The organism is Streptomyces sp. ICC1, assembly GCF_003287935.1.
Taxonomy (GTDB): domain Bacteria; phylum Actinomycetota; class Actinomycetes; order Streptomycetales; family Streptomycetaceae; genus Streptomyces; species Streptomyces tritrimontium.
In genome coordinates this window covers 2,147,758-2,168,801 of sequence record NZ_CP030287.1, presented here as the reverse complement: position 1 = coordinate 2,168,801, position 21,044 = coordinate 2,147,758, and the positions used below count along the sequence as shown (strand labels likewise).

Genomic DNA, 21,044 nt, shown 5'->3' with positions numbered 1-21,044 from the left:
TCAGGCCCCTTCTGGGCGGTAGAAGGGCGTGATGCGCTCGCTCTCGAGGATCTCCCCTGTTGTCGGATCGAAGCGGCTGGAGATCAGGGTGGAGAACCGCTTGGCTCGGAGCTCGCTGTGCACGTTGGCCAGCTCCTTGGTCAGCCAGTGGATGACCCCGCCGGAACCGATGGCGTGGATGCCCGCCACGTACAGGAAAGTGCCCTGACCATCGGGGCGCGGCAGCCGGCTGAAGTACGCGACGTCGCGGTTCTCTCCGCTGTCCATCGGCGAGCGGTACGTCTTCCCACTGGTCCTGTCCGTCAGGTGCCAGCCCTCGGAGTCCTTCGCGAACCGCAGATGCGGGTCGCCTTCGAGGATCTGTTCCAGGAGCGGAGACAGCCGGGGGCCGCAGATGACGACGAGATTGTTCCGGTTGAGGCGGACGTTGCCACCTACCGGAATCGGCTCCAGGGTGCAGGCGAGGCCGACTTCTTCGGCCAGCTCGCTCAGCTTCCCGTAGGTCTGGACGTCCGGTGTTGCGATTACCGGGCCCTGGACAGCCTTCTCCTTCCCATCCTCCAGCTTCTCGGCCAACGCCACGATGACCGTGCCGGAGCCGAGGAAGAGGCGTTCAGGAGGAGAGCCCTTGGCCAGCTGGCTTACGCGCGCCTTGCTGATGCCGAGCTCCGTCGCCAACTGAGTGCTGTTCAGGTTGCCCGTACGCAGGGCGGCGTTCATGGCTTCGTTGCGGACGACCTGGAGCTCGTTGCCGTAGTCCTGGACCCGGCCGGTAAGGCTGTGGGCGGACTTGGCCCGCTCAAGAGGGTCGGTCAGTTCCTTGAGCTGGGACAACGCGGCATCGAGAGCCGCATCAAGCTGTTCCTGATCCATTCGTGCCTCCCTTCGTAGGGTCCTGTTTAGCGCACTTAACCGTAACTGTTCAAGGTGCTTGACGCGTCGGCGGGGTCGTCCTATGGTTTCGATGTCGCCAGGTTAAGCGGCCTTAACCGAATCGGTTGAGCGCCCTGTACCTGCACGTCAAAGCACTTCTTGTACTGGCACAGCCGCTCAGAACCACGCGGTTGTGGATGGCACCTCCATGCCGAAAACGGCGACACCGGACCGCCTCGGAGATGTACCGAGCTGGTGTACCGCGAAGAACTCCACAGTGAGACAAGGCGAAGAAACACAAGCTCAGGCCCTATGTCTTCAGTCCGGCACCCGCCCTGACGGGGGTGCCGTGGCCGTGGCCATCAGGCCGCCCGCACGACCCCTTCCCCGCCAACGGGGAGCGGCCCCGTGAATCCCCTGGTGCTCGAACACCTGGGGCGGGGCCGCTGCACGGACAACCCCTCGTACACAGGAGTTGAACCGATGGACAGCATCTCCTACATCCACGCCGCCGAGCAGCAGCCGGCGGACGAGTCCCGCCTCTTCGCGATCGACCGGATCGGGTTGTCGGCGGTCCTCGGCATCGACGTCGACCTGGTCCGCGGCCCCGCTGGCGCCGAGAGCGAGCTCGACGAGTACACCCGCCTCTGCGCCCTGGTCGACATGGCGGACGCCGGGTTCGTCGGCGACGCCGACCTGGACCTGATCGGCGGCCTGATCGACGACATGACCGAGGACGACGACCGCCGCGGCTTCGAGGACGACGAGTACGCGGCCACCGCCGACGACCTCTTCATGACGGGGTGGGCGGCATGATCACCACCACCAAGACCTTGCTCCACACGGCCCGCGACACGGTCCGGGAAGTCACCACCCGCGCGGACCGGCTCCACCCGGTCGCGCTGCTGGCCCTCATCGCCCTGGTCATCGTGCTCGGCTGGGGCGCGGCGACGGTCGTCGGCGCCGCCCTGGTCGCCCTGGTCCACGCGCTCGTCATCCTCGTCCAGGCCGGTGCCGTCGTCGGCGCCGCCGTCCTGGTCCTGCGCCTGGCCTACCGGTCCGCCTCCTCCGGGCGCAGGCCGGTGACCGCACCGTGAGGGCCTGCCGGATCATCCGCGAGCTCGACCCGGAGACCCTCACCCTCCACCGCACCACCCGCGACCAGGCCCACGAACAGGGTGCCTGCGCCCGCCTCCTCGCCGCCCAGACGCTCCGCCGCTCCGCCCGCGCCGCCCTCGACAACCACGCCGATCCCGCCCCGGAGGACCACCGATGACCAGCAGCGCCTGCGCCGAGTTCCGGTCCTCCCACCCGGGCGACCCGGCCGACTGGAACCCCGAGATGTACGAGCTCTACCTCGACGCCACCCTCGCCGACCAGGCCGCCGCCGCGCGGCGCGTCTCCCGCCGCGCGGTGCGGGCCGCCTGGATCACCGCCGAGGTCACCGTCGGCATCTTCGCCCTGGCCGCCAGCTCCGTCGCCGCCGTCCTGATGTGGGCGGACGAGAAGCAGGGCTACCGCGCGCCCCTCAGCTGGATCGCGGACATCGCCGCCGACGTCGCCGACGCGCTGTGCGACGCGACCGACCGCATGAGCAAGCGCCTGTTCCGGCTCGGCCGCCGTCACCCGAACTGGCTGATCGGCATGTTCCAGGAGCCGGAGAACTACATCCCGGTCCCTCCCCCTCCCCCCTCCCGGCCGGCCTTCGCACCGCTCGTGTGCCAGCCCGTCGAGACCTTCCGGTCGACGCCGCGTCCCCTGTACCCCGAACCCGTGGGCGACCTGCGGATCGTGCGGGACGAGCTGGCCGACCTGCGGGCGGCCGCCGCCATGGGCGTCGTGGTCGGGATGCTCCTCGACGCGGTCGTCCGCGCCGCCCCGGCCCCGCAGCCGGTCCCCGAGCCGACCGGCCCGGTCATCAAGGGCGAGCTGATCGGCGAGAAGCGGTCCGGCAAGAACCCCTTCCCCCCGGAGCTCCCGCTCGCCGAGGAGTCCAGCCCGGCGGTCGCCCGCCAGTTCCTGATCGACAACGCCAACCTGATCAGCCCCCTGGTCAGCCCCGAAAACGCGGCCCTCCTCGCCGAGGCCGCCCGCACCAACCGAAGGGAGCTCGGCGCATGACCGCCGTCTCGATGGAGAAGGACCTGCCCGACGAGACCCCGCTCACGCCGCCGGCCCCGGAGAGCGGAACCGACCCCGGCCTGGCCGCCTACGTCACCGCCCAGGCGCAGGCCAAGGCCGCCGAGGTGAAAGCCCTCGGCGAGGCCAAGGCCGCCGAACTCAAGGCGGCCGCCGAAGCCGACGCGATCCGGGTCCAGGCCGAGGCCGACGCGGAGAAGCAGCGCCTGGCCAACGAACGGGCGGCGATGAAGCTCGAAGCCGACCGGGCGGTCCACGCCGAGAAGCTCGCCAAGCTGGAGGCCGCCCGGATCGCCGCCGAGGCCGCCGCCGTCCAGGCGAAGAAGGAAGCGGACGCCACGGCGCAGGCCGACGCCGACCGTGCGGTCGAGGAGCGGCGCAGCGAGTCCACGTGGAAGTGGGCCGCGCGCGGCATCTACGCGGTCGGGCTGATCATCGCGGCGCCCCTGCAGTTCATGGCGTTCTGGGACGAGAGCCGGCCGTTCATGGTCGCCGCGCCCGCACTCCTCGAAGGCCTCGCGCTGGTCCTGGCCTTCGGCGCCGCCTGGGCCGTCGCCCACCGCCGGGACGTTCTCCCGTACCGGATCGGGATCGGGGCCGGCGCGCTGATCGCGGCGGCCGTGAACCTGTGGCACGGGGTCAAGGACCCCACGATCGGGCTGGACGCCGGGATCATCGGCGCCCTGGCCTCGCTCGGCGGCCCGGCCGTCCTCATGTGCTACGAGCACGGAGTCGCCCAGCGCCGCGACGGGATCCCCTCACGAAGGGAGCGGCGTCAGGCCGAGTCCGAGGCGAAGGCCCTGGAACAGGAGGCGGAGTCGAAGGCCGCCGCGAAGAAGGCTGAGGCCGAGGCCCGGGCCGCCGAGCGGGCCGTCGCCGAGGCGAAGGCGGCCGACGAGCAGAAGCGCAAGGACGCCGACCGGCAGCAGCACCACACCGAGGTGTGGGAGGTTGCCGAGGCCATGCGCTCGGCGCGCGGCGCGGCCTTCGTCACCGACCAGATCTGGGGCGACGCCTGGTTCCGGGTCACCGGCAGCAAGGTCGTCGGCATCACGGCGGAGATCGAGGCCGGATCCCGGGCCGCGCAGGCCCACATGAAGGCGGCCATCGCAGGCGCCTACGACGAGGCCGCCGAAGCCCTGTTGTCGCAGGTCGAATCCCAAATGCCCCCGCGCCCGCAGCGGGACCCGAACGCACCCGACGGGCGCCGCTTCAACGGGGGCGTTCCCCCGCTGCGCACGCCGGGCGACACCGTCCCGTACGCGGACGCCGCGAAGTCCGTGATGGCCGACGCGGCGAAGGCGTCCGCAAGGTGAGCCCGGACCGGTACCGGCGACTGCTGGACCGCTCCGGCCGACACTGCGAGTGCGATACCCGCAAGCCCTCCCGCTGCGGCGAGAAGCCGCACAAGTCCACCGGGCACCGCTGCCAGAACCCCGACCGCCAGGGCAACCCGCTGGTCGTCATGCCGCTCGACCCGGAGCTGGCCGAGCACCAGGCGGTCGGCCTCGGCGACCGGCAGCTGATCGTGATGTGCCGGCCCTGTGCCACCGCCCGCACCGGCGCCGTCCGCCGCGCCCGCGAGAGCGCGAACACGACGGCGATGTTCTCCGAGCTGAACAGCCTCTTCACCCTCTGACCCGCCCCCAGCCCTTCCACCCACTACCAACGTCAGACCTATTGGCCCTAACGGGTCTAACAGCCTCTCACCAGGTGCGGGGCGGACAGTCTTCACCGCCGCCCCGCACCACTGACTCAGACCAGGAGCGCCCTGCCCATGACCATCGCCGTCGACCGCATCACCGCCGAGAGCGCACCGCACTCCCGCCACGGCTGGAACCAGCTCGGGGACCGCCTCTTCGCCCAGGCCCTCGCCGTCATCGACAGCCACCACCGCACGACCGCGGAGCTCGCCGCCGCCGAGCTCCGCCTCACCGCCGCCCGCGTCGCCTGGAAGCGCGCCGAGAACAGCCCCGCCTGATCGCCCCGCCCGCCACCGCATCCGGAAGGACAGCTCGTTGAGCGACACCGACAAGACCGGCATGAAGCTCCCCCGCACGCTGGTGATCGCAGCCCCCGTTGCCGCCTACGTGGCGATCACCGGACCGACCCTGCGCGCCTGGAGCGCCACGACCACCGCCACGGCCGCCGGCCTGCTGTTCGTGATCCTCCTGTTTTTGCCCCAGCTCCTGCGGGGCGCGGCCGCCGCGAACAAGGCCGCGGCCGCCAACCGCAAGCACGCCCAGGCGAAGGCCAAGGCCGAGGAGAAGGCCAAGAAGCCCTAGCTCCCCCGACTCCACCCCGGCCTGGACGGCCCCCACCTCCAGGCGCACCGCCTCACCCCCGAACGCAGCGGAGCCCGGCTGGGAAGCGACCCCGGCCGGGCTCCAAGTCCACCCAGACGGAAGGACCCACCCATCATGTCGGAGCAGGCCCCCGACTCCCCGCACCACGACGACCAGCCCCTCGACCTCGGCCAGATGTTCCCGCCCCACGTCCTGGGCGGCCTGGAGTCCGAGGCCCGCAACGCCGTACGCGGCACCCCCTCCGGCTACGCCGACTCCACCACCGGCAGCGTCCGCCTCCCCGGCCAGCACGCCCCCGGCAACACCGCCGAGTCCGGGTTGGTCCTGGAGCAGGTTACCGAGGAGGAGCCCTCCAAGGGCAAGGCCGGCCCGACCTGGCGCGAGTGGCTGCCCGCACCCGAGCTGTTCCTCTCCGCGGCCGCCCGCAAGGCCCGCAAGGCCGAACTCGAACACGCCGCCGCCCACCACGCCCGGCACTCCCACCTCTACCTCGGCCGCATGGTCAAGGCGTTCGCCTACGGCGCCCGGTACGTGGTCACGAACACCTGGGCGCACTTCACCGCCGCCGACAGCTACGCCGACGACATCGCCAAGGCCAAAGCCGCCAAGGGCCGCAAGGTCGGCGAGGCGTCCGGCAACGACTGGGTCCGCGCCCTGAAGGCCGAGCGAGCGCAGCTGGGCCGGGAGCGCCGCCGCGAGGCCCTGCCCATCCTCGGCGCCTCCGCCGCCACCTCCTACGTGTCCGTGCTCGTGGCCGTCGCCGAGGTGTGGGGACTGCTGATGGCCGGGGCGCTGCTGCTGCCCGGCCTGATCGCCCTCATGAGCTACGGGCAGCGCGAGCACGCCCGCCGGCACCCGGACCTGACCCCGCTGATCTACACCGAGCCGGTGTACCTCGCCGCCGACGCCCCCCTCGGCAAGGAGTCCCTGGAGAACGCGTTCAAGCGCATGGGGCTGATCAAGAACGAGTCCGAAATCCACCTCGTCGGCCTGCCCCGCGCGGTCGCGGTCAACGCCGTCGAGCTGACCATCGAACTCCCCGACGAGTGCGACCTCGACAAGCTGGAAGCCAACAAGGGCAAGATCGCCCAGGCGTTCCGGGTCCGCCCCGAGTGGATCGACCTGCGCGAGGACGGCCACCCCGGCCGGGTCATCGTGTGGATGGCCGCCCGCGACCCCTTCGGCCAGCCGTTCACCTCGCCAGTCGCCGAGAACCCCGAGCAGCAGGACGTGTGGGGCCGCGGGGTCCTCATCGGCTACAACCGGCGCGGCGAGCCGATCTACATCAAGCTCAAGCACGTCATGGCGCTGCTCGGCGGAACCAGCCGCGCGGGCAAGGGCATGATCCTCCGGAACATCATGATCGGCCTCGGCCTCGACCCGCGGGTGAACATCCGGCTCGTCGCCGGAGCCAAGCCCGGTGAGCACCGCGGATACAGCGCGGTCTGCGCAACGTTCTTCGGCCGGCGCCCGGCCCGCCTGATCCAGCTGCTGGAGGCGTTCCTCGCCGAGGCGTACCGGCGAGAGGAATGGCTGGAGGATCAAGGCCGAGCCAAGATGAGCGAAGCCGACCTCGCGCTGTTCCCGCTCGAAATCCTCATCGTCGACGAATACAAGCAGTACGCCGCCAGCAACGTCCGCATTCCCGACTACTCCGACCCGGAGGGAAAGCGCACCATCAAAGCATCCGACCGGATCGCCGACCTGCTCGAAGAGGCCGCCGCATTCGTCGCTGCCCTCAACATGACGATCCTCGTCAGCACCCAGGACCCCGACGCGAACACGATTCCGCGCGGATACCGGTCCAACGCCTCCGCCCGCATCGCCACCCGCACCCGCTCGGCGACCCAGACGAACGCGATCCTCTCCGACGGCGCTACCGGCGCCGGCCTTCGCGCCCACGACATCCGCGAGGAGGACCGGGGCGCTGCCATCGTCGATATCGACGGGAGCAAGGGCGAACTGATCCGCTCCTGCTTCATCGAAGACGAACACTTCGACGGCGCGGCCAACGCCATTGGGGCCGGACGCGCACTGCGTGAATCCCTCGGCCGGGCCCCGGGCCAGTTTCCCGACCCGATCGAGACGCAGCTCCTGAGGATGACCGGGCTTTCCTCCATCGCGGGCGGCCCGAACGGCTCCGGGCGGCCCGGGCAGCCGGGCGCGGACGTACTCCCGCTCCTGGAGCAGATCCTCACGGCGTTCCCCAAGGCGCCGGACGGCACCCGGGCCGACAAGGTCAAGGCCGCCGACGTCCGCTCCCACCTCGCCGCCGAGGACCCCGACCGCTGGGGCCTCAACGAGGAGGAGAACCCCGCCCAGTACGAGTCCCGCGTTGGCACCGAGCTCGCCGCGGCCATCGCCGAGGTCCTCAAGGGCTCCGGCGCCGTCCTCAAGCCCAAGGCCGGCATCCGGTTCGGCAAGCGCCCCGACGGCACCGACGACAAGGCGAGCGCGTACCTCCTCAAGGACGTCGAGGCCGCACTCGCCGCCACCCGGATCGCCCCGAAATAACCCCCTGGCAGGGCCCCGGGCGTCGAGAAGAACCGCAGGTCAGACCCCCCGGCGCCTACCCGAGCGGTGCCCGGAACCCCCAGGCACCGCCCGGGGGCAGACCCCCACCGCCCAGGGGGCCGCCACACCCTCTGACCCTGTCCCTTACACACACTGGCCCGTACGCCGTCCACATCACCTTCCACACCGGCTCCAGCACCCCGGTCAACTGGACCTTCGCCCGCGAGCTGCTCGTCGAGGGGGTGTTCCGCCCGTGCGGCCACGGCGACGTGCGGATCTGGCCCACGAAGGTCGACCACAAGGCCGTCCTGTGCATGGCGCTCAGCTCCCCCGACGGCGACGCGCTGCTGGAGGCCCCCGCCGCGTCCGTGTCGGCCTGGCTGGAGCGGACCCTGCGGATCGTGCCGCCCGGCACCGAGGCCGACCGGCTGGGCCTGGACGCGGCGCTGGCCGAGCTGCTCGCCCCGACGCCGGCCGACGACCTGTGGATGCGCGACCCGTGGCCGTCGGACGAGTCGGCCGACGGGGAGCTGTGAGGAGCCCCGCCCGGGGCCGTCGGGTGTTGTCCGGCTCAGAACAGCTTGCCCGGGTTGAGCAGCCCCTCCGGGTCGAAGGCGTGCTTGACGGCGCGCTGCATCTCCAGCCCCACCGGGCCGAGTTCGCGGGCGAGCCAGTCCTTCTTCAGGACGCCGACCCCGTGCTCGCCCGTGATGGTCCCGCCCAGTTCGAGCCCCAGGGCCATGATCTCCTCGAAGGACGCGCGGGCCCGCCGGGCCTCGTCCTCGTCGGCCGGGTCGAAGCAGACGATGGGGTGGGTGTTGCCGTCTCCGGCGTGTGCGCAGACTCCGATGAGCAGGTCGTGCGCACGGGCGATGGCGGCGGTCCCGTCGAGCATCTCGGCGAGCCGCGAGCGCGGTACGCACACGTCGTCGATCATCGTCGCGGGCCGCAGGGCCTCCAGTGCGGGCAGGGCCATCCGCCGGGCCTGGAGGAGCAGCTCGGATTCCGCCGCGTCCTCGGCCGGTACGACGGCGCTCGCCCCGGCGGCGGTGCACAGCGATCCGACGGCGGCCAGGTCGTCCGGCGCGTGCGGGGTGTCGAAGGCGACGAGCAGCAGGGCTTCGGTGGTCTCGGGCAGGCCCATCTTGCCCAGGGCGTTGACGGCGCGGACGGTCGTGCGGTCCATCAGCTCCAGGAGCGAGGGCGTCAGGCCCGCCTCCATGACGGCGCAGACGGCTTCGCAGGCGGCCGCCGCCGAGGGGAACTCGGCGGCGAGCGCGAGCTGGCGGGGCGGGGCCGGGCGCAGGGCGAGGACGGCCCGGACGACCACGCCGAGGCTGCCCTCGGAGCCGACGAACAGGCGGGTGAGGTCGTACCCCGCGACGCCCTTGGCGGTGCTGCGGCCGGTGCGCAGGAGCCTGCCGTCGGCGAGGACCACGTCGAGGCCGAGCACGTACTCGGCGGTGACCCCGTACTTGACGCAGCACAGGCCGCCGGCGGCGGTGCCGATGTTCCCGCCGATGGTGCACGACTCCCAGCTGGAGGGGTCCGGCGGGTAGCACAGGCCCTGCTCGGCGACGGCGCGGGACAGGACGGCGTTGACGACGCCGGGTTCGACGACGGCGATCCGGTCGACGGTGTCGATCTTGAGGATCCGGTCCATCTTCACGAGGGAGAGCACGATGCAGCCGTCGGAGGCGTTGGCCGCGCCCGACAGGCCCGTGCGGGCGCCCTGTGGGACCACGGGGACGCGTAGGGCGTGGGCGGTGCGCAGGACGTGCTGGACCTGTTCGGCGGTGCGGGGCAGGACCACCGCGGCCGGGGTGCCCGCCGCGCAGAAGCTCGCCATGTCGGTCGCGTAGGAGGCGGTCACCTGGGGGTCGGTGAGCAGGGCCCCGGGCGGGAGGCCTTCGAGGAGCAGCGCGTGGAGCCGCCGGTGGGGCGAAGCGTGGAGCGGTGCGGAATCGTCGTCAGCCATGGGGCCAGCGTGGCATCCGGGGCCATCGGTGTGAACACGCCCGCGATGCTCTTCGGACACCTCCGCGAACTCTTCATATTGACGCACAGTGACCCCATGGACCCTATGCGTGAGGCCCCCGTCTCCCAGGAAAGGCAGCGGCAGGCTGCCCCGCCCGTGACCTTCACCGGCCGCAAGACGCTCGTGGCGGCGGCGGTCGCGGTGGTCCTGATCGCCGGGGCCCTGCTGATCCGGCCGGCCCGCGCGGGCGACGACGCGCGTCCGCCCGGGCCCAGCGAGCGGGCCCGCACGGCGGTCGGGATGGGCGCCCCGGTGGCGGCGGTGGACCTGTCGGCGCTGGTGGCGGACCGGGAGAAGTGGGTCGCCGAGCACGCGGACGACGAGGCCTCGTGGGCGGTGCTCGGGTCGGCGTACCTGGAGCAGGCGCGGCGGACGGCCGACAGCGGCTGGTACCCGAAGGCGGAGAGGGCGCTGAAGCGGTCGCTGGAGCTGCACCCGGCCGAGAAGGGCAACTTCGACGCGATGACGGGCATGGGCACGCTGGCCAACGCCCGGCGGGACTTCGGGACGGGCAAGCGCTGGGGCGAGCTCGTACGGGCGCAGGCGCCGAAGCGGTGGACGGCGTACCCGGTGCTCGTGGACGCGTACACCGGGCTCGGGGACTACAAGGCGGCCGAGAAGGCGATGGAGCGGCTGGTGGACCTGCGGCCGGGCCTGGTGGCGTTCACCAGGGCCTCGCAGGTCTACCGCGACCGGGGCTGGCGCGAGGACGCGACCATGTCCATGGAGCACGCGGGGGGCGCGGCGAAGTCGCCGGCGGAGAAGGCGTACGTGCTGTTCCGGCTCGGGGAGCTGGCGTGGGAGCGCGGTGACGAGGCCGAGGCGCTGCGCCAGTACGAGGCCGCGTTGCGGACCGATCCGGCGCAGGCGCAGGCGCAGGGTGGACGGGCGCGGGTGCTGGCGGCGCTGGGGCGGGGCGGGGAGGCGGTGCGGGACTACCGCATGGCGCTGGGCCGGGCGCCCTCGGCCGGGCTGGCGCTGGAGCTGGGCGAGCTGCTGGAGTCGCTGGGCCGGTGCGAGGAGGCGAAGGCGGTGTACGACGGCATCCCGGCGCAGGCGGCCCGCAGCGGGGTGAACGAGGAGCTGGTCCTCGGCCGGTACGAGGCGGACCACGGCGACGCGGCCGCGGCGGTGCGGCGCCTGACGGCGGAGTGGGCCCGGCACAAGAGCGTGCAGGTGGCGGACGCGCTGGGCTGGGCGCTGCACAGGACGGGCGACGACCCGGCGGCGCTGGAGTACGCGAAGAAGGCCACGGAGCAGGGGCTGCGGCTCGCGGAGTTCTCGTACCACCGGGCGCTGATCGAGCGCGGCCTGGGCGACGAGGCGGGGGCGCGGCGGCACCTGGAGGAGGCCCTGCGGACGAATCCGCGGTTCTCGCCGGTGCGGGGGCCGCTGGCGAAGGATGCCCTGGCGTCGATCGGCCGGCCGGCGGCGGGCGGCCCGGAGAACATGCAGCCGACGACGCCGTGGGTGGCCCCGGAGCTCCCGAAGGCGGCCAAGCCGGCCGCCAAGCCGGCCGCGAAGGCCGCCAAGCCGGCTGCGAAGCCGGCCGCCAAGCCGAAGCCGGGCACGTCCGGCGCCGCCGGCGCGTGAGGCGTGCGACGGCCGGGGGCAGGGCCCCCGGCCGGCCGCGGCCTTACAGGTTGCCGCGCTTCTCCTGCTCGCGCTCGATCGCCTCGAACAGGGCCTTGAAGTTGCCCTTGCCGAAGCCCATGGAGCCGTGGCGCTCGATCATCTCGAAGAAGACCGTCGGGCGGTCCTGCACCGGCTTGGTGAAGATCTGCAGCAGGTAGCCGTCCTCGTCGCGGTCGACGAGGATCTTCAGCTCGCGCAGGATCTCGACCGGGACGCGCGTCTCGCCGGCCCACTCGCCGAGGGTGTCGTAGTAGGAGTCCGGGGTGTTCAGGAACTCCACGCCGGCGGCCCGCATCGAGCGGACCGTCGCCACGATGTCGTTCGTCGCGAGGGCGATGTGCTGGACGCCGGCCCCGCCGTAGAACTCCAGGTACTCGTCGATCTGCGACTTCTTCTTCGCGATCGCCGGCTCGTTGATGGGGAACTTCACCTTCAGGGTGCCGTCCGCGACCACCTTCGACATCAGCGCCGAGTACTCGGTCGCGATGTCGTCGCCCACGAACTCCTTCATGTTCGTGAAGCCCATGACCTTGTTGTAGAAGGCCACCCACTCGTTCATCCGGCCGAGCTCGACGTTGCCCACGCAGTGGTCGATGGCCTGGAAGGTGCGCTTGGCCGGGGGCTCGACGATCGGGGAGGCGGAGACGAAGCCGGGCAGGTAGGGCCCGGTGTAGTCGCCGCGCTCGACCAGGGTGTGGCGGGTCTGGCCGTAGGTGGCGATCGCCGCCAGCCGCACGGTGCCGTGCTCGTCCTTGAGCTCGTACGGCTCGTCCAGGCCGCGGGCGCCGTGCTCGACGGCGTACGCGTAGGCCGCGGCCACGTCCGGGACCTCGATCGCGAGGTCGACCACGCCGTCGCCGTGGTCGGCCACGTGCTCGGCGAGGAAGCGGCCGCGGTCGGTGGACGCCTTGATGACCGAGGTGAGGACGAAGCGCGCGGCGCCGTTGGTCAGGACGTAGCTGGCCGTCTCTCGGGTGCCGTTCTCCGGTCCGGAGTAGGCGACGAGCTTCATGCCGAAGGCCGTCGAGTAGAAGTGCGCGGCCTGCTTGGCGTTGCCCACGGCGAAGACGACCGCGTCCATGCCCTTGACGGGGAAGGGGTCGGCCTTGGCGGCGGTGCGCGGGACGGTGGCGAGCGGCTGGGTCTCAGTCATGACGGCAGAGTCCCGCCGTTCCACAAGCTGCGCAATAGTTTCCATTTCTGCTGTACAGGCTGACCAGCTACAGCCCAGGATGGCTGGAATATCTGTGCACTATGACCACCGACCGACCACCCCGGAGGTACCGATGGGAATCGACGAACTCGACGGGCGGCTCATCGTCCTGCTCGCCCGCGAGCCCCGGATCGGGGTCCTGGAGGTCTCGCGCCGGCTCGGCGTGGCCCGCGGCACCGCGCAGGCCCGCCTCGACCGGCTTCAGTCGAACGGAGTCATCCGCGGGTTCGGCCCGCAGGTGGATCCGGCCGCCCTGGGATACCCGGTGACCGCCTTCGCCACGCTGGAGATCAAACAGGGGCAAGGGGCCGACGTACGGGCTCACTTGGACGGGGTCCCGGAGGTGCTGGAGCTGCACACCACGACCGGTCACGGGGACATGCTGTGCCGGCTCGTGGCGCGCTCCAACGCGGACCTTCAGCGGGTGATCGACCGGGTTGTCGCGTTTGATGGGATTGTTCGGGCTTCGACAGCGATTGTCATGGAGAATCCCGTGCCCTTGCGGATCATCCCTCTGGTCGAACAGGCGGCCGAGGACGACTGACCCGCGGAAACGACGGTGAGGTGACGTGGCGTGAGTTTCTGGGCCTACCTGTCCAACCGCCACCAGCAGCTCCTCACCGACGCCTTCCAGCACGCCAGCGCCGTCTTCCAGTGCATGGTGATCGCGACCCTGCTCGGCATCGCCATCGGCGTCCTCACCTACCGCAGCGGCTGGGCCGGGAACCTCGCGGTCACCTCCACCTCCACGGTGCTGACCATCCCCTCCCTGGCCATGATCGGCCTGCTGATCCCGATCGTCGGCCTCGGCGTGGCGCCGACCGTGATCGCCCTGACGCTCTACGGGCTGCTGCCGATCGTCCGCAACTCCATCGTGGGGCTGCGCGGGGTGGACCCGGCCCTGGTCGACGCCGCCAAGGGCATCGGCATGTCCCGCGCCGCCCAGCTCCTGAAGGTGGAGCTGCCGCTCGCCTGGCCGCCGATCCTGACCGGCATCCGGGTCTCCACGCAGATGCTGATGGGCATCGCGGCCATCGCCGCCTACGCCTCCGGGCCGGGCCTCGGCAACGAGATCTTCCGCGGGATCGGCTCGCTCGGCAGCGCCAACGCCATCAACCAGGTCCTCGCCGGGACGCTCGGCGTGGTCATCCTCGCCCTGCTCTTCGACGCCGCCTACGTCCTGCTCGGCCGTCTCACCATCCCGAGGGGAATCCGTGTCTGAGCCGTCCGAGAGCCCGCAGGCCCCCGCCGCCCCCGCCGCCCCGGTGGCGGCCGCCACCTCCGGCGCCGCCATCCGGCTGGAGAACCTCACCAAGCGCTACCCGGGCAACCCGAACCCCTCCGTCGACGAGGTCTCGATGGAGATCAAGGCGGGCGAGACGGTCGTCTTCGTCGGCCCCTCCGGCTGCGGCAAGTCCACCACCCTGAAGATGATCAACCGGCTGATCGAGCCCACCTCCGGCCGCATCCGCATCGGCGACGAGGACGTCACCGACATGGACCCGGTCAAACTGCGCCGCAAGATCGGGTACGCGATCCAGTCCTCCGGGCTCTTCCCGCACATGACGGTCGCCGAGAACATCGCCCTGGTCCCGAAGATGACCGGCTGGTCCAAGTCGCGCGTCAAGGACCGGGTGGAGGAGATGCTCGACCTGGTCGGCCTGGACCCGCGCGAGTTCCACGGCCGCTACCCGCGCCAGCTCTCCGGCGGCCAGCAGCAGCGCGTGGGCGTGGCCCGGGCGCTCGCCGCCGACCCGCCCGTCCTGCTGATGGACGAGCCCTTCGGCGCCGTCGACCCCATCACCCGCGACCACCTCCAGGACGAGCTGATCCGGCTCCAGCACGAGCTGCACAAGACGATCGTCTTCGTCACCCACGACTTCGACGAGGCCATCAAGCTCGGCGACCGGATCGCCGTCCTGCGCGAGCGCTCGCACATCGCGCAGTTCGACACCCCCGAGGCGATCCTCACCAACCCCGCCGACGACTTCGTCTCCGGCTTCGTCGGCGCCGGCGCGGCCCTCAAACGGCTCAACCTGACCCGCGTGCGGGACGTGGAGATCGCCGAGTTCCCGACCGTGTCCGTGGACGACCCGCTCCAGCAGATCTTCAACACCCTGCGCGCCGGCCAGGGCAACGAGCTCCTGATGCTGGACCGGCGCGGCCGCCCGTACAAATGGCTGCGCCGCGGCGACCTGATGCGTGCCAAGGGCTCGCTGGCCCGGGCCGGACAGCTCGTGCACGACACGGTGACCCGGGACGCGACCCTGCACGACGCCCTGGAGGCCGTCCTCACCGACAGCGGCGGGCGGGTCGCCGTCACCGGGCGGCGCGGCGAGTACATCGGGGTCGTCGACATGGAGACGCTGATGAACTCGGTGCACGAGATGCTGGAGGCCGACCGGCTGACGGCCGCCGAGCACGCGCACGACCTCGAGGAGCTGCGCCACCACCGCACCGACCGGGACCTGGAAGGACTGCGGGACGACGGGTCGGACGGATCATGACCCCGCGCAACCCCGTCTCCCCCGAGCGCCCGCCCGGCGAGCACGAGGTCAAGGGCCACGTCTTCCGGGATCCGGAGCTGGCCGGGGCCGCCGATGCGGCGGAGCCCCCGCCGCCGGCCGCCCGCCCCGAGCGGCGCCTGACCTGGACCCAGCTGGTGACCCTGCCGACCGTGCTGGCGCTGGTGCTGCTGGCCACGTACCTGTGGATCACCAACACCACCCTCGACACGATCGCCGAGAACTCCCTCAGCGACGGCAACGTCGAGCTCCGGCTGTGGCAGCACATCCAGCTGACGGCCATCTCGACCTTCTGGGTGCTGGTCATCGCGATCCCGCTCGGCATCGCCCTCACCCGGGGCGGCATGAGCCGGGCGGCACCGCCGGTCACCGCGATCGCCAACATCGGCCAGGCCACCCCGGCCATCGGGTTGCTGGCCCTGCTCGTCATCTGGCTCGGCATCGGCCCCAGGACCGCGATCATCGGCATGGTGGCCTACGCCGTCCTGCCCGTGCTGTCCAACACCGTCGCCGGGCTGCGTCAGATCGACCCGCAGCTGGTGGAGGCCGCGCGCGGGATCGGCATGTCCTCCACGGGCACCCTGCTGAAGGTGGAGCTGCCGCTGGCCGTCCCGCTGATCCTGGCCGGCGTACGGACGGCCCTCGTCCTGAACGTCGGCACCGCGACCCTGGCCACCTTCGGCGGCGGCGGGGGCCTGGGCGACCTGATCACCTCCGGGATCCAGACCCAGCGGATGCCGGTGCTGGTGCTGGGCTCCGTACTGACCGTGTCGCTCGCGCTGTTCGTGGACTGGCTCGCCTCGCTCGCCGAGACCGTCCTGACCCCGCGCGGGCTGGAGGTGTGATGGGCCGGCTCGCCGTACGGACGGCCGCCGCGGGCTGCGCGGCCCTGCTGGCCCTCGCGGGCTGCGGCCTCAAGAGCGGGTCCCCGATGGTGGACGACGTCCTGCCGGGCTCGGTCGGCCAGGGAGAGCCGCTCAAGGGGGCCTCGCTCACGGTCACTTCGAAGAACTTCAGCGAGAACATCGTGCTCGGCCAGATGATCGGCCTGATCTTCAAGGCGGCCGGCGCGGAGGTGCTGGACCGCACCAACCTGCCCGGCTCGATCAGTGCGCGCGAGGCGATCGTGCAGGGCGACGCGGACGCCATGTACGAGTACACGGGCACGGCCTGGATCACCTACCTGGGCAACGACAAGCCGATCGAGGACCCGTACGCGCAGTGGGAGGCGGTGCGGGACGCGGACGTCAAGAACGGCGTGGCGTGGCTGCCGCCGTCCACGCTCAACAACACCTACACGCTCGCCATCAGCAAGAAGAACAACGCCAAGTACGGGCTGAAGACGATGTCGGACGTGGCGAAGCTGTCGCAGGAGGACCCGTCGGCGGTGACGGTGTGCGTGGAGAACGAGTTCGCCTCCCGCGAGGACGGACTGCCGGGCATGGAGAAGGCGTACGGGATGAAGATCCCGGCGGGCAACGTCATGAAGATGGACGCCGGGATCATCTACACCCAGGTCTCCAAGTCCGATTCCTGCCTGCTGGGCGAGGCGTTCACCACGGACGGCCGGATCAAGGCCATGGACCTGGACACCCTCGCCGACGACCGGCACTTCTTCCCCAACTACAACGCGGCGCCCGAGCTGCACGCGAAGACGCTGGAGAAGTACCCGGTGATCGCGAAGCTGTTGGACCCCCTGTCGAAGCGGCTGACGACGGAGGTCGCGCAGCAGCTCAACGCCAAGGTGGACGTGGACGGGCAGGACCCGCACGAGGTGGCGAAGGAGTGGCTGGTGGCGGAGGGCTTCATCAAGGAGGGCTGAGGTCCGTACGAGTGGATGCAAAGAAGTAGTTGCAAAGAAACCCTTGCACAGACTCCTTTGCAACTCTACGGTTGAGGCATGCCCGAGAAGAACGCCGATTCCCCGAAGCCCGCCGAGCCGCAGGTCCGCAAGCTCGATGCCCGCTCCCTGCGCGGCCTCGCCCACCCGCTGCGCATGCGCCTGCTGGGCTCCCTGCGCCTGCACGGGCCGGCCACCGCCTCCCAGCTGGCCGAGCAGCTCGGGGAGTCGAGCGGGGCCACCAGCTACCACCTGCGCCAGCTCGCCGCGTACGGGTTCGTCGAGGACGCCCCCGAGCACGGCAAGGGCCGCGAGCGCTGGTGGCGGCCCTCCCAGGACGGCACCTCGTTCGACGAGGCGCTGATCTACGACACCGACCCCGCCACGCGCGGCGCCGCGGAGGTCTTCCTGTCCGAGATCGTGAAGATCCACGAGCAGGAGCTGTCCGCCTGGCTGGGTGACGCACCCAACTGGTCGGTCGATTGGCGGCGGAGTTCCGAGCTCAGCGACTTCTCGCTCCAACTCACCGCCGAACAGAGCCACGAGCTGATCCTGAAGGTCCACGACCTGATCAACAGCTACCGCGACCTGCCGTCCTCGGAGGGCACGGAGACGGTCCGTTTCCACACGCACGCCTTCCCGGTCCGCACCAAGTAGCCGCCTCCCCACCCCCTTTCACAGAAGGAGTCCTGCCGTGCACGCCTTCACCCATGCCCGCGAACACGCCGTCCGCACCGCCGAGCTCGCCGCCGAGGCCGCCGCCTGGCACCTCGCGCACCGCAGTGCCGCGCCTGCCGCCGGCTCCCCGCCCGCGCTGCCCGCCCTGCGCAACCGGCTGGGCGAGGCCCTGGTCAGCGCGGGCATCCGCCTGATGGAGTCCGCGCACATCCACGCCCGCGTCAGGCGGCACGCCGTATGAGCCGCCGCCCCTTCACCGCCGTCCTCATCGCCAACACCATCTCGATAGCCGGGAGTTCACTGACCCTCATCGGCGTGCCCTGGTTCGTGCTCCAGACCACGGGCAGCGCCGGCCGGGCCGGGATCGTCGCCTTCTGCGCCACGCTGCCCGTCGCCGTGGCCGCCCTCGTCGGCGGTCCCGTCATCGACCGGATCGGCCGCCGCCGGGTCTCCGCCGCCTCCGACCTGATCTGCGGCCTGTCCGTGGCGGCGATCCCGCTGCTGCACTACGCCGGACTGCTGGAGTTCTGGATGCTGTGCGCGCTGATGGCCGTCGGCGGCCTCGTGCACACCCCCGGACTGGCCGCGCGCTACGTCATGCTCCCCCACCTCGCCGAGCACGCCGGCACCACCGTCGCCCGCGCCGCCAGCCTCTACGACGCCGTCTCGCGCGGAGCCCGCATGCTCGGGGCCGCGCTGGCCGGCGTACTGATCGCCACGGTCGGCGCCGAGTCCGTCCTGCTCCTGGACGCGGCCACGTTCGGGGCGTCCGCGCTGCTCGTCGCCGTGTTCCTGCGGGGGCTGCCGTCCGCCGAGCCGCAGCGGTCCGCCCAGAAGGTGTCGCTGGCCGGCTACCGGGCCGAACTCGCCGAGGGCTGGCGCTTCCTGGCCCGCGCACGGCTGCTGCTCGGCATCACCCTGATGGTGATGATGACCAACGGTCTCGACCAGGGCTGGTCCTCGGTCCTGCTGCCCGTGCACGGCCGCGAGGCGCTCGGCGGAGCCACCGCGCTCGGCCTGATGGTCGCCCTCTTCGGCGGCTTCGCACTGCTGGGGGCCCTGCTCTACGGGGTGTGGGGCGAGCGGTTCCCCCGCCGGACCGTCTTCGCCGCGGCCTTCCTGCTGTGCGGAGCCCCCCGCTACGCCGTCGCCGCCTTCACCGACACCCCGCTGCCGCTCGCGGTGACGATGGCGCTGTCCGGGCTGGGCGCGGGCGTGCTCAACCCGATCCTGACCACGGTGATGCTGGAGAAGGTGCCCGACGTGCTGCGCAGCCGGGTCTCGGGCGTGACCCAGGCGGGCTGCGAGCTGACGATGCCGCTGGGCGGGCTGGCGGCCGGGCTGCTGGTCGACGGGTTCGGGGTGGGCCGGGCGCTGCTGGTGTTCGGCGGGGTGTACTTCCTCGTCACGCTCTCACCGCTGCTCTTCCCCGTCTGGCGGGGCATGGAGGCGCCCGTGTCCCGGATCAGCAGGACGGAACCGCATCGCCCTTCTGCAGAGCCCGCAGCGCGTTCACCGCATCCGTCAGCGAAGTGACGGGGACCAGCCGCAGCCCCTCGGGGAGCTCGGACTTCGCGTCGGAGCACTCCGCCGCCGGTACGAGGAACACGCTCGCCCCGTCGCGCCGCGCGGCCTGGGTCTTCAGGGCCACGCCGCCGACCGCGCCGACCTCGCCGTCCGCGCTGATGGTGCCCGTACCGGCGATGGTGCGGCCGCCGGTGAGGTCGCCGCCGCTGCCGTTCCCGTCGAGCTTGTCGACGATGCCGAGGGAGAAGAGCAGCCCGGCGCTCGGGCCGCCGACGTCGGCGAGGTTCAGCTCGACCTTCACGTCCTTCGGGTCCTTGTGGAGGAAGCCGAGCGCGGCCTCGGAGGCCGTCGACTGCGACTTCGTCATCTCCTCCAGGTTGTGCTCCTCGATCTCCTCGTCGCTTCCGCCCGACGGGTACACCGCCTCGCGGGGCATGACCGCACGGCTGGTGTCGAACCAGTCCCCGAGCAGGTCGGGGAGGGTGACGGAGGTGGAGGGGCCGGTGGCCTGGATGGTGGTCATCCGCAGCTGGCCCGTGGTCTCCCGGGTGGGTGCTCCCGTGACCGTGATGACCGGCTTGCCGTCGCGGGAGCCGAGCACGTCGGCGGTGAGGCCCGGCTGCGCGACCACGAAGGGCAGCGGAGCGGCGGCCGCGACGGCGAACAGCGCGAGGACGGGCACGGCGCAGACCGCGAGGGCGGCGGGACGCGGCAGACGTGTGAGGCGAGAGAGCACCCGGCCAATCTAGCGCGGCCGTCCGGCAACGGGTCGGGCCGCGCCCCCTGAGGGGACGCGGCCCGGTCCTGACGTACTTCTGGCCCGGCTTCACGCCGGGCTTGTGCCCGGCTTCCGCCCGGCTGGTGCCCGGCGGTTCAGCGCAGGGCGTCGGCCACCTCTCGGGCGGCGTCGACCACGCGCGGGCCGACCCGCTCGGGCACGGCGTCCGACAGCATGACGACGCCCACGCTGCCCTCCAGCCCGGTGATCCCCACGAGGGGCGCGGCGGCGCCGCTGGCACCCGCTTCGAGCTCGCCGTGGGTGAGCGTGTACCCGGGCTCGATGAGCGTGCCCTGACGGGCGGCCAGGATGGCCCGGCCGGCGGCCCCGCGGTCGAGCGGGTGGCGGAAGCCGGCCCGGTAGGCCACGTGGTAGTCGGTCCAGGTCGGCTCGACGACGGCCACGGCGAGCGCTTCGGTGCCGTCGACGAGGGTCAGGTGCGCGGTGGCGCCTATGTCCTCGGCGAGCGAGCGCAGCGCGGGCAGGGCCGCCTCACGGACCAGCGGGTGCACCTGTCGGCCCAGGCGCAGCACTCCGAGCCCGACGCGGGCCCGGCCGCCGAGGTCACGGCGGACCAGGGCGTGCTGTTCGAGGGTGGCGAGGAGCCGGTAGACCACGGTGCGGTTCACACCGAGGCGGTTGGAGAGCTCGGTGACGGTCAGACCGTGGTCGGTGTCGGCGAGCAGTTTGAGGACGCGCAGTCCTCTGTCGAGAGTCTGGGAGGTTTCCGCGGTCACGACGCCTCTCCCTCTTTCGGTGGGCGGCGGTGACTCTCTGGGGATAGCGCCGCCGGTCCCTCGGCGACGCACGGAGAGGCCGCCGGTAGCGGCCATGGCACCGGCTGCGCTCCCGCAGCGGCGCTGCCACGGGGCGTTCGATGCGGGGACACTAGCGAGCAGGTTCGCTCAGCGGAAGGGCTCGTCCAGAATCCGGGCGCCTGCTGCCGGTTTATGCCGGTTGTGAACGCGGATCGCTGTC

The 21,044-nt window shown here is 71.8% G+C and carries 24 protein-coding genes; 19 read left to right on the top strand and 5 right to left on the bottom strand.

What is annotated here, in order from left to right; translation table 11 throughout:
- On the bottom strand, nt 1–873 hold the full coding sequence (locus DRB96_RS10270) for a sigma-70 family RNA polymerase sigma factor (protein ID WP_239516356.1): 873 nt from the start codon (nt 871–873) through the stop codon (nt 1–3).
- A 483-nt stretch (nt 874–1,356) separates the two neighbouring features.
- Between DRB96_RS10270 and DRB96_RS10265 the strand changes: the two genes are divergently transcribed.
- From DRB96_RS10265 to DRB96_RS10220, 10 genes are all read left to right on the top strand, one after another.
- Nucleotides 1,357–1,689 (top strand): hypothetical protein, encoded by a 333-nt coding sequence (locus DRB96_RS10265; protein WP_112448151.1) that lies wholly within the window; start codon nt 1,357–1,359, stop codon nt 1,687–1,689.
- Nucleotides 1,686–1,970, top strand: a complete 285-nt coding sequence (locus DRB96_RS10260) for a hypothetical protein (protein WP_162688743.1) — start codon at nt 1,686–1,688, stop codon at nt 1,968–1,970. Before DRB96_RS10265 ends, DRB96_RS10260 begins: the two co-directional genes overlap by 4 nt.
- The gene (locus DRB96_RS10255; RefSeq protein WP_112448149.1) at nt 1,967–2,149 is read left to right on the top strand and encodes a hypothetical protein; all 183 of its coding nucleotides are present in this window, start codon (nt 1,967–1,969) and stop codon (nt 2,147–2,149) included. Before DRB96_RS10260 ends, DRB96_RS10255 begins: the two co-directional genes overlap by 4 nt.
- Complete coding sequence (locus tag DRB96_RS10250) at nt 2,146–2,994, top strand: hypothetical protein (protein WP_112448148.1); 849 nt, start codon at nt 2,146–2,148, stop codon at nt 2,992–2,994. Before DRB96_RS10255 ends, DRB96_RS10250 begins: the two co-directional genes overlap by 4 nt.
- A complete protein-coding gene (locus DRB96_RS10245; protein WP_112448147.1) occupies nt 2,991–4,328 on the top strand; it encodes a hypothetical protein in 1,338 nt (445 codons plus the stop codon). Before DRB96_RS10250 ends, DRB96_RS10245 begins: the two co-directional genes overlap by 4 nt.
- Nucleotides 4,325–4,651: a hypothetical protein gene (locus tag DRB96_RS10240; protein ID WP_112448146.1), complete on the top strand. Its 327-nt coding sequence runs from the start codon at nt 4,325–4,327 to the stop codon at nt 4,649–4,651. Before DRB96_RS10245 ends, DRB96_RS10240 begins: the two co-directional genes overlap by 4 nt.
- A 138-nt stretch (nt 4,652–4,789) precedes the next feature.
- Nucleotides 4,790–4,993, top strand: a complete 204-nt coding sequence (locus tag DRB96_RS10235) for a hypothetical protein (protein ID WP_112448145.1) — start codon at nt 4,790–4,792, stop codon at nt 4,991–4,993.
- Nucleotides 4,994–5,030: 37 nt separating this feature from the next.
- Nucleotides 5,031–5,297, top strand: coding sequence for a hypothetical protein (locus DRB96_RS10230; protein WP_112448144.1), 267 nt, complete (start codon nt 5,031–5,033; stop codon nt 5,295–5,297).
- A gap of 135 nt (nt 5,298–5,432) precedes the next feature.
- Entirely contained in the window at nt 5,433–7,832 is a 2,400-nt protein-coding gene (locus tag DRB96_RS10225; protein WP_112448143.1) for a hypothetical protein, read from the top strand.
- A 131-nt stretch (nt 7,833–7,963) separates the two neighbouring features.
- A complete protein-coding gene (locus DRB96_RS10220; RefSeq protein WP_275432072.1) occupies nt 7,964–8,368 on the top strand; it encodes an SsgA family sporulation/cell division regulator in 405 nt (134 codons plus the stop codon).
- A 35-nt stretch (nt 8,369–8,403) separates the two neighbouring features.
- Here DRB96_RS10220 and DRB96_RS10215 read toward each other — a convergent pair whose 3' ends face one another.
- Nucleotides 8,404–9,810 carry an FAD-linked oxidase C-terminal domain-containing protein gene (locus DRB96_RS10215; RefSeq protein WP_239516092.1) on the bottom strand — a complete coding sequence of 469 codons (1,407 nt, stop codon included), beginning with the start codon at nt 9,808–9,810 and terminating at the stop codon, nt 8,404–8,406.
- A 96-nt stretch (nt 9,811–9,906) separates the two neighbouring features.
- Between DRB96_RS10215 and DRB96_RS45870 the strand changes: the two genes are divergently transcribed.
- The gene (locus tag DRB96_RS45870; protein WP_275431889.1) at nt 9,907–11,463 is read left to right on the top strand and encodes a tetratricopeptide repeat protein; all 1,557 of its coding nucleotides are present in this window, start codon (nt 9,907–9,909) and stop codon (nt 11,461–11,463) included.
- Between the two features lie 43 nt (nt 11,464–11,506).
- Here the strand turns inward: DRB96_RS45870 and hppD are convergent, their stop codons facing one another.
- Nucleotides 11,507–12,658 carry a 4-hydroxyphenylpyruvate dioxygenase gene (hppD, locus tag DRB96_RS10205; RefSeq protein WP_112448142.1) on the bottom strand — a complete coding sequence of 384 codons (1,152 nt, stop codon included), beginning with the start codon at nt 12,656–12,658 and terminating at the stop codon, nt 11,507–11,509.
- Nucleotides 12,659–12,791: 133 nt separating this feature from the next.
- Here hppD and DRB96_RS10200 point away from each other — a divergent pair, with 133 nt between their 5' ends.
- From DRB96_RS10200 to DRB96_RS10165, 8 genes are all read left to right on the top strand, one after another.
- Complete coding sequence (locus DRB96_RS10200) at nt 12,792–13,262, top strand: Lrp/AsnC family transcriptional regulator (protein WP_112448141.1); 471 nt, start codon at nt 12,792–12,794, stop codon at nt 13,260–13,262.
- Between the two features lie 30 nt (nt 13,263–13,292).
- On the top strand, nt 13,293–13,940 hold the full coding sequence (locus DRB96_RS10195; protein ID WP_112448140.1) for an ABC transporter permease: 648 nt from the start codon (nt 13,293–13,295) through the stop codon (nt 13,938–13,940).
- 43 nt (nt 13,941–13,983) lie between these two features.
- Entirely contained in the window at nt 13,984–15,225 is a 1,242-nt protein-coding gene (locus DRB96_RS10190) for a betaine/proline/choline family ABC transporter ATP-binding protein (protein WP_112453319.1), read from the top strand.
- Nucleotides 15,222–16,088 carry an ABC transporter permease gene (locus DRB96_RS10185; RefSeq protein WP_112448139.1) on the top strand — a complete coding sequence of 289 codons (867 nt, stop codon included), beginning with the start codon at nt 15,222–15,224 and terminating at the stop codon, nt 16,086–16,088. Before DRB96_RS10190 ends, DRB96_RS10185 begins: the two co-directional genes overlap by 4 nt.
- Nucleotides 16,088–17,065, top strand: coding sequence for a glycine betaine ABC transporter substrate-binding protein (locus DRB96_RS10180; RefSeq protein ID WP_112448138.1), 978 nt, complete (start codon nt 16,088–16,090; stop codon nt 17,063–17,065). The genes DRB96_RS10185 and DRB96_RS10180 overlap by 1 nt, the downstream gene beginning before the upstream one ends.
- A gap of 78 nt (nt 17,066–17,143) precedes the next feature.
- A complete protein-coding gene (locus tag DRB96_RS10175) occupies nt 17,144–17,740 on the top strand; it encodes a helix-turn-helix domain-containing protein (RefSeq protein WP_112448137.1) in 597 nt (198 codons plus the stop codon).
- A gap of 37 nt (nt 17,741–17,777) precedes the next feature.
- Nucleotides 17,778–18,002 (top strand): hypothetical protein, encoded by a 225-nt coding sequence (locus DRB96_RS10170; protein WP_112448136.1) that lies wholly within the window; start codon nt 17,778–17,780, stop codon nt 18,000–18,002.
- On the top strand, nt 17,999–19,297 hold the full coding sequence (locus DRB96_RS10165) for an MFS transporter (RefSeq protein ID WP_112448135.1): 1,299 nt from the start codon (nt 17,999–18,001) through the stop codon (nt 19,295–19,297). The genes DRB96_RS10170 and DRB96_RS10165 overlap by 4 nt, the downstream gene beginning before the upstream one ends.
- Here the strand turns inward: DRB96_RS10165 and DRB96_RS10160 are convergent.
- Nucleotides 19,227–20,024: a S16 family serine protease gene (locus DRB96_RS10160; RefSeq protein WP_112448134.1), complete on the bottom strand. Its 798-nt coding sequence runs from the start codon at nt 20,022–20,024 to the stop codon at nt 19,227–19,229. The genes DRB96_RS10165 and DRB96_RS10160 overlap by 71 nt on opposite strands.
- A gap of 137 nt (nt 20,025–20,161) precedes the next feature.
- Nucleotides 20,162–20,803, bottom strand: coding sequence for a helix-turn-helix domain-containing protein (locus tag DRB96_RS10155; RefSeq protein ID WP_112448133.1), 642 nt, complete (start codon nt 20,801–20,803; stop codon nt 20,162–20,164).
- Nucleotides 20,804–21,044: the final 241 nt, after the last annotated feature.